This window comes from Yinghuangia sp. YIM S09857 (assembly GCF_051388915.1).
GTDB lineage: Bacteria > Actinomycetota > Actinomycetes > Streptomycetales > Streptomycetaceae > Yinghuangia.
The window spans coordinates 60,716-68,667 of sequence record NZ_JBPKBH010000009.1; the positions used below are offsets into that span (position 1 = coordinate 60,716).

At 70.7% G+C, this 7,952-nt stretch carries 5 protein-coding genes; 3 read left to right on the top strand and 2 right to left on the bottom strand.

Annotated elements, in window-relative coordinates; translation table 11 throughout:
* Nucleotides 1-8: 8 nt before the first annotated feature.
* Both ACRX5S_RS20510 and ACRX5S_RS20515 read right to left on the bottom strand, forming a co-directional pair.
* Complete coding sequence (locus tag ACRX5S_RS20510) at nt 9-1,616, bottom strand: amino acid permease (protein ID WP_436774454.1); 1,608 nt, start codon at nt 1,614-1,616, stop codon at nt 9-11.
* 31 nt (nt 1,617-1,647) lie between these two features.
* Nucleotides 1,648-2,658, bottom strand: a complete 1,011-nt coding sequence (locus ACRX5S_RS20515; protein WP_436774455.1) for a choline/ethanolamine kinase family protein — start codon at nt 2,656-2,658, stop codon at nt 1,648-1,650.
* 229 nt (nt 2,659-2,887) lie between these two features.
* Here ACRX5S_RS20515 and ACRX5S_RS20520 point away from each other — a divergent pair, with 229 nt between their 5' ends.
* The 3 genes from ACRX5S_RS20520 to ACRX5S_RS20530 all read left to right on the top strand — a co-directional run bounded on the left by ACRX5S_RS20520 (nt 2,888) and on the right by ACRX5S_RS20530 (nt 7,093).
* The gene (locus ACRX5S_RS20520; RefSeq protein WP_436774456.1) at nt 2,888-3,658 is read left to right on the top strand and encodes a GntR family transcriptional regulator; all 771 of its coding nucleotides are present in this window, start codon (nt 2,888-2,890) and stop codon (nt 3,656-3,658) included.
* Nucleotides 3,655-6,255, top strand: coding sequence for a GcvT family protein (locus tag ACRX5S_RS20525; RefSeq protein WP_436774457.1), 2,601 nt, complete (start codon nt 3,655-3,657; stop codon nt 6,253-6,255). Before ACRX5S_RS20520 ends, ACRX5S_RS20525 begins: the two co-directional genes overlap by 4 nt.
* A gap of 106 nt (nt 6,256-6,361) precedes the next feature.
* The gene (locus ACRX5S_RS20530) at nt 6,362-7,093 is read left to right on the top strand and encodes a DUF7873 family protein (protein WP_436774458.1); all 732 of its coding nucleotides are present in this window, start codon (nt 6,362-6,364) and stop codon (nt 7,091-7,093) included.
* Nucleotides 7,094-7,952 lie beyond the last annotated feature (859 nt).

A 7,952-nucleotide genomic window follows, 5' to 3' on the forward strand; every position in this document is an offset into this window, starting at 1 on the left:
CGGCCGCGTCAGTCCGACGCGGCCTCGGCGGCCGGCTCCGCAGCCGCCGCCTTCTCCCCGTCCGACACCGCCGGTTCGTCGATGTTGCGGCGCGGTCCGGTGAACCACCTGCGGGCGCCGAGGTACCACCAGGCCGTGATCGCGACGAGCACGCCGCCGACCGCGATCGGCGCGTAGTTCACCGACGTCCACTCGAAGCTGTCGTTCCACGGGATCGCCGACGGCGTGAACGGCATGACGAAGTACACCGAGATCACCGCGATTTCGACGACCGCGACCCAGCACATCCACTTGTAGCGGGCGCCGAGGTTCCACGGCCCGGTCTGGAACGCGTCGCCCTGCCGCAGCCGCAGCCAGATCGGGATCAGGAAGGCCAGGTACAGCCCGATCACCGCGACGGAAGTCACCGCGTAGAACGCGGTGGGCGCTCCCGTCGAACTCTTGTACAGCGCGGGCAGGGTGATCAGCGCGGCGACCGTGCAGCCGCCGAGCACCGCGTTGACCGGTGTGCGGTTCGCGTCGACGCGCGCCCAGATCCGCGATGCCGGTACGCCGCCGTCCCGGCTGAACGCGTAGCCCATCCGCGACAGACTCGTCACGCAGCTCATGCCGCACAGGAACTGCCCGACGACCGAGATCAGCACGACCGCCTTGGCGAGTTCGCTGCTGAGCGCCGAGGTGAGCAGCGCGTCGATGGCCCCGGCGCCCTCGTTGACCGCCTCGACGTCGTCGGCCGCGAACAGGAAGGCCAGCAGCAGGATCCAGCCGCCGAGGGCGGAGTAGAAGATGGAGCGCCACAGGCCCTTCGCGGCGCTGACCGAGGCGTCCTTCGTCTCCTCCGACACGTGCGCGCACGCGTCGAAGCCGGTGATCGTGTACTGCGTCAGCAGGAAGCCCAGCGGCAGGATGTAGAACCAGTAGATCCCGTCGCCGAAGCCGGAGTTGTTGATCTGCTCGGTGAACACGAAGCCGGCGTCCTGGTGCGAGTCGGGGCCGAAGACCAGGATCAGCACCACGACCGCGACGCCGAAGACGTGCCAGTACACCGAGATGTTCTGGAGCATCGCGATGAGGCCGTGCCCGAAGATGTTGATGACGGCGTGCAGCGCCAGGATGCCGAGGAAGAGCAGGAACACGGTGTTCAGGTCGCCGTCCCAGCCCGGCGAGTACATCTTGATGAGGATGTTGAGGAAGGTCGCGCAGCCGTAGTCCACCGACGCGGTGACCGCGATCAGCCCGATGAGGTTGAGCCAGCCGGTGAACCACCCGTGCACCGGCCTGCCGAGCTTCGCCGCCCACCAGTAGATGCCGCCCGCCGTCGGGTACGCGGACACCAACTCCGCCATGCAGAACCCGATGACCAGGATGAACAGCGAGATGATCGGCCAGCCCCAGGCGATCGCGACCGGCCCGCCGTTGTTCCACGCCTGGCCGAACGTGGTGAAGCAGCCGGACAGGATCGAGATGATCGAGAACGAGATCGCGAAGTTCGAGAAGCCGCTCCAGGTCCGCGACAGCTCCTGCTTGTAGCCGAGCTGCGCGAGCCGTTCCGCGTCCGCGTCGCGCGGCGGCTCCGGTGCGGCCTGCGGGGCCTCGTCGGGCACGGTGGTCGCCATGACACCTCCAGTGGCTGTGGGGTGGGCTGGGTCAGGGGCCGGTCGGCCGGGCCCCCGACGGTCCGGCCGGTGGTGCGGTACGTCCCGCCGCACGGTCCAGGAGCCGCCCGAAGTCGTCGGCGTCCAGGGCGCGTACGGCCCGTGCCCACTTGCCCGCGGCTTCGGCCCGGTAGTCGAACCCGGGTGCGGCCGCGGAGTCCGCGAGCAGTCCGTGGTGGACCGAGAACCACAGGGTCCAGGCGATGTCGGAGGCGATGCGGTGCAGGCGGACCCGTGCGAGGTGGCGTGCCGACATCTCGTCTCCGAAGTACGCGGACGCCAGGATCTCCACGGCGTCGCGCGGCAGTTCGGCCTCGGCGGCGATGTCTCCGAGGTCGAACGCCGGGTCGTTCATGCCGGAGAGCTGGTAGTCGACTATGCGCACGGCCCGGCCGTCGTCCATCAGGTTGGCGGGCAGCAGGTCGTTGTGGCAGGGCCGGGAGGGCAACGGGTCGTCGGCCAGGGCCCGTTCGATGCCGTCCAGATCGGGCAGCCGGTCGGTGTAGTCGGACGGGATGGGCAGTCCGTGCCGCAGGCACAGGCCGAGGAGTTCCTCGGCCTTGCGGAAGATGTCGAAGTCGTTGGCGAAGCGAGCGGACCGGCCGTGCAGGCGGCGGCACGCGGCGGCGACCCGGACGAGCGTCCCGCGCCGTCGCAGGTCCTCCGCGGAGAGCGTGCTGCCGTGCACGAACTCCAGGACCATGGCCGCGGGTCGGTCCACGGTGCCCAGCATGCGCGGACCGACGCCGGTGCGCGCCGCGAGCACCGTGTTGTCGATCTCCTGCCACGCCGGTATGCCGAGCCCCGCCGCGCTGACCGCCGGGTCCAGGACGCGCAGGATCCAGCGCCGCCCGGGCCCGTCGTCGACGCGCACGACGCGGTGGCTCAGACCCCCGGTCAGGGGCGTGAACACGGTGTCGGGGCCGGGGGCGATCCCGGCGCGGACGAGGAGGTCGGCGAACAGGTCTTCGGGGGTCCCGGATCCGTCGGGGGCAGCCGTCACGGTGTGTCCAAGCAGTCGGAGCCACTCAATGGGTTGCCCTTAACCCATTTGAAACACGGGCGCGGTCAAGGTGGTTCGCGGGGCAGGCGGGCAGAGTGCTGACGTGCGGTGCTCCGGAAGTCTGCGAGTCCGGGTCGATGGCGTCAAGAGGGCATCAAGAAGTTTTCGGTCCGTCCGATTCACCAATTGGTATGTCCTTTGGCGGTGTTGCGGTGGTAGGAATCGGCGCATGCCAGTCGACCGAGACCGCGAGTCCACCCGTACGGCCGATCCGTCGCTGCGCGGGCGCGCCTGGCGCGGCGTCGCGGACACGATTCGCGCGGGCGGCTACCGGCCGGGCGATCGGCTGCCGTCGGAACGCGAACTCGCCGACCGGCTCGGGGTGAGCCGTTCGACGCTGCGCCTCGCCCTGCACGATCTGGAGCGGTCCGGGTTCGTGGTACGCCGACCGGGGCGCGGCGGCGGGACGTTCGTCGCGTCCCCGAAGGTCGAGCGGGACCTTGGGGCCTTCGGCGGACTCGCGGACTACATACGTCGCCAGGGCCTGGAGGCCGGTGCCCGCATACTCGCGGTCGCACTCGCCCCCGCGGGGCCGCGCGCCGCGGCCGCGCTCGGCATCGGACCCGACGAACTCGCCGTGCACGTCACCCGGGTCCGTCTCGCGGACGGCGAGCCGATCGCGCTGGAACGCTCGCGCTTCCCCGCCGAGTTGTTCCCGGACCTGGCCGAACAGGCCCTCGGCGGCTCGGTCTACGAGTTGCTGCGCACGCGGTACGGGCGCGCGCCGGACCACGCCGTGGAGCGGATCGAGCCGGTCGCCGCCGACGACGAGATCGCAGCGCTGCTGGAAATCCCGTACGGAACACCGCTGCTGGCGGTCGAGCGGGTCGCCTACGACGCGTCCGGGGCGCCGGTCGAGCACGCCGACGACCTCTTCCGCGGCGACCGCACCAGCGTCGTCGTGTGGACCAGCCACGCACCGGAGGGAATCGCCCCGTGACCCGTGAGCCCGACGAACGCCCTGATGCCGAACGCGAGATCGCCGATCCCGAGCCGACCGCGCGCGAAACGCACTCCCGCGCGCGCGAACTCCCCTCCCGCGCCCGGATCGTCGTCATCGGCGGCGGTGTCGGCGGCACCAGCGTCGCCTACCACCTCGCCGCCCGCGGTGAACGCGACGTCCTCCTCGTCGACCGCGCCGACCTCACCAGCGGCTCGACCTTCCATTCCGCGGGCCTGGTCGGGCAGTTGCGCGCCGACCCCACGCTCAGTGCGATGAACACCTACTCCGTCGAGCTCTACCGCGAACTCCAACGGGGTGAGCACCCGCCGGGGTTCGTGGAATGCGGCGGAATCCGCCTGGCCTGCACGCCGGACCGGGTCCTGGAGATCCGCCGCCAGATCGGCTGGGCCCGCACCGTCGGACTGCCGCTCGTCGAGATCTCGCCGTCCGAAGTGCGGGACCTGTTCCCCTTGACGAGCACCGACGGCGTGCTGAGCGCGACGTACCTGCCCACGGACGGCTACGTCGACCCGTCCCAACTCACCTACTCGCTCGCCGCCGGAGCCCGTGCGGGCGGCGCGACCATCGCGACGCACACCCGCGTCCTCGGCATCGACACCGCGGACGGCCGCGTCACCCGCGTACGCACCGACCGGGGCGACGTCGAGTGCGAAGTGGTCGTCGACTGCGGCGGCATGTTCGCCGCGGAGATCGCCCGGATGGTCGGCGTACGCGTGCCCCTCGTCCCGATGTCGCACCAGTACCTCGTCACCGAACCGCTCCGCCCGCGAGACGGCACCCGGCTGCCCACCCTGCGGGACCCCGACAACCTCGTCTACTTCCGCGAGGAGGTCGACGGCCTGCTGATGGGCGGCTACGAGCGCAACTCCGCGACCTGGGCGCTTTCCCGCGGCGACCGCGACGCGGTGCCTGCGGACTTCAACGGCCGCCTGCTGGCCGCGGACTGGCCGCGGTTCGAGGACATCACCGCGAACTCCGTGCGCCGCGTCCCCGCGATGGCGGACGCCGGGCTGCGCAAACTCGTCAACGGCCCCGAGGCGTTCACCCCGGACAACGAATTCTGCCTCGGCGAGAGCGAGATCGGCGGCTTCTTCGTGGCCGCCGGCTTCTGCGCGCACGGCATCGCCGGCGCGGGCGGCATCGGGCGCGTCATGGCCGACTGGATCCTGGACGGCGAACCCGGCCTGGACGTCCACCACATGGACATCCGCCGCTTCGCCGCGCATTACCGGTCGCCCGGCTACACGCGCAAGCGGACCGTGGAGAACTACGAGACCTACTACGACATTCCCTACCCCGGCCGAGAGCGCCGCGCCGGCCGTCCGCTGCGGCTCTCGCCCGCGTACGCGTGGCACGTCTCACACGGCGCGGTATTCGGTGAGAAGGCCGGGTGGGAGAGAGTGAACTTCTATGCCGGCAACGCCGCGCCGGAGCCCCCTCCGGCGCTCGGCGCCGCCCCGGGGGCGGCACACGGTGCGAGGAAGGGTGCGGGAGGAGTCGCGGATGAGAGACGTCCGAGGGGTTGGGCCGGGCGGGACCACGCGCCCGCCGTCGCGGCGGAGCACGCCGCGACCCGCACCTCGGCCGGGCTGTTCGACGAGTCGTCGTTTGCCAAGATCGAGGTCTCGGGGCCAGGTGCGGCGACGCTCGTCGAGTGGCTGTGCGCGAACCGGGTGGCCCGCGGCGTCGGGGATGTGACGTACACCCAGATGCTCAACGCGCGCGGGGGCATCGAGGCGGATGTGACGGTCACCCGCACAGCAGGAGACGAGTTCCTCGTCTACACCGGAACCGCCTGCGGCACACGGGACTTGGCGTGGCTGCGGCGGCACGCCCCGCGCGACGGTTCGGTGCGCGTCGCGGACGTGTCGGGGGCGTACGCCTGCTTCGCGCTGTGGGGGCCGCGCGCCCGGGACCTGCTCGCGCCGCTGACCCCGGACAGCCTCGCGGACGCGGACTTCCCGTATCTGACGTCGCGTGAGATCACCGTGGGGGACGTCCCCGTGCGCGCCGGCCGCGTCACCTTCGTCGGCGAACTCGGCTGGGAGCTCTCGTGCTCCGCGGAGTACGGCGCCGCACTGTGGCGAACCCTCGCCGAACTGCCCGGAGTCACCCCCGGCGGCTACCGCGCGATCGAAACGATGCGCCTGGAGAAGGGCTACCGGGTGTGGGGGAGCGACCTGACACCCGAGGTGAACCCGTACGAGGCGGGTCTCGGCTTCTGCGTGCGGCTCGACGAGGCCGACAAGCCCGGCGGGTTCCTCGGCCGGGACGCGCTGCTGCGGGTGCGCGCAGAGGGGGTCGCGCGGCGGCTCGCCTGCCTGGTCCTCGCCGATCCGCGCGCGGTCTGCCTGGGAAGCGAACCGGTGTGGCTGGACGGCGCGGTCGTCGCGCGAGTCACCTCGGGAGGGTTCGGGCACACCGTGGAGCGGTCGATCGCGTACGCGTATCTGCCCGCCGAGCGCGCCGAGGCCGGAACGCCGGTCGAGGTCGAGCTGTTCGGCGAGCGGTACGCGGCCGAGGTCGGTCCGCGGGCGCTGTACGACCCGAGGGGTGAGCGCGTGCGGGGCTGACGGGGGAGGACTCGGAGGGCCCGGAGCGTGCGGCGGCGGGCGGCGACGGCCGACAGGAACGCAAAATCATTAGATCCGTTCGTCGTACCGCGCTTAGGGTTTCCCCGTGACCAAGCTGAATCAGATCATCGCCGTCGAGAAGGGCGTCAAATCCAAGGCGTTCCAGGAGCTGACGCAGGCCCACCAGGACCTCCAGAAGTCGGCCCTGCTGTCCGGCATTGCCCGGACGTACCAGCCCAAGGACGAGGAGGGCGAGCAACTGCCGCCCGAGTCCACCCGGGTGCAGGTCAACGCCGAGGAGGTGCTGCGCGGCGCCGCGGCGACGCTGACCAGGCTGTTCGACGTGACCGCGACGAAGGACTGGGCGAACACCGAGGCCCGCGCGGACGTCGTGGTCGCCGGGACGGCGCTGCTGCGCGACGTGCCGGTGTCGTACCTGCTGTTCCTGGAGAAGCAGTTGGTCGACCTGACGACCTTCATCCGCAAGCTGCCGGTGCTGGACGCCGCCGAGACGTGGTCGCAGGACCCGTCGACGGACACGTGGCGCACCGAGCCGGTGCGTACCGTGCGCACCAAGAAGGTGCCGCGCAACCACGTGAAGGCCGAGGCCACCGCCGAGCACCCGGCGCAGGTCGAGATGTACTTCGAGGACGTGCCGGTCGGCTACTGGACCACCGTCAAGTTCTCCGGTGCGCTGCCGGCCCGTCGCATCAACGAACTCCTCGGTCGCGTCGAGAAGTTGCAGAACGCCGTCAAGTTCGCGCGGGAAGAGGCCAACAGCGCGGAGGTGACCGACCGCACCGTCGGGGCCGTGGTGTTCGACTACCTGCTCGGGTAGTCTCCGAAGCTCCCCCCGGCGGTGTCCGGGGGGATAGTCCGGCGCCGCCTCCTACAGGCGGGCCGGGAGCCCAAGCTCAATCTGAGACTCGTTGTGACAACGCGGTCCAGTGGGGGTTCGAGTCCCTCCCCCGGCACTCCGCGCCGGGGTGGCCCAAATGGCAGAGGCAGCCGCGGTCAACCTCAACGTCCTGCTCCAGTTTGAGTATTCGCCACCGATTCCCGGGTCGACCGGGGGCGGGCGGTCATCGTCGGATACGGGTTCGATTCCCGTTCCCCGCTCTCCGTGCGGGGATGGTCCAAAGGGAAGACACGGCGACCTCAGGATGACCCGCCTCCTTAAACGTATCGGGATGTGCAATTCGGTGGCACGCCGGAGCCCGGGGGCGGGATAGGCCCCCGGGTTCCCCTGGTTTTGCACTGCGTAGTCGCCTGACTGCGGTGCGTGATATTCTGGGCGCGGTCGTTCACGGAATGGTTGCGAACTTCGCCGTTCCGTCTTGGTTCTGTGCGCATCCGATCTCGATGCCCACGGCGACCGACACCCCGGAACCCCCGTTGATGTTGTGTGCGGTATCTCGTCCTACTCGATCGAGTGAGGAAGAGGTACACCGTTCGACGCACACGGAGGTGTCCCCGTGAGTACTTGGGGCTGGAAGTGTCAGAGCTCGTCCTGTACGGCCAATCGAGGACGGGACCGTCAGCGGTACCGCTCGGCGCACGCGGCGGCCGTCGCCGGCAGGGCGCACACCACAGCGACCGGACACTCCACCGCGGTGGTGGAATTCCGGTGACGGAAACGAGGTGGGGGGGGGGGCCCTCCCCCCCCCCCCCCCCCTTCCCCCTCCCCCCCCCCCCCC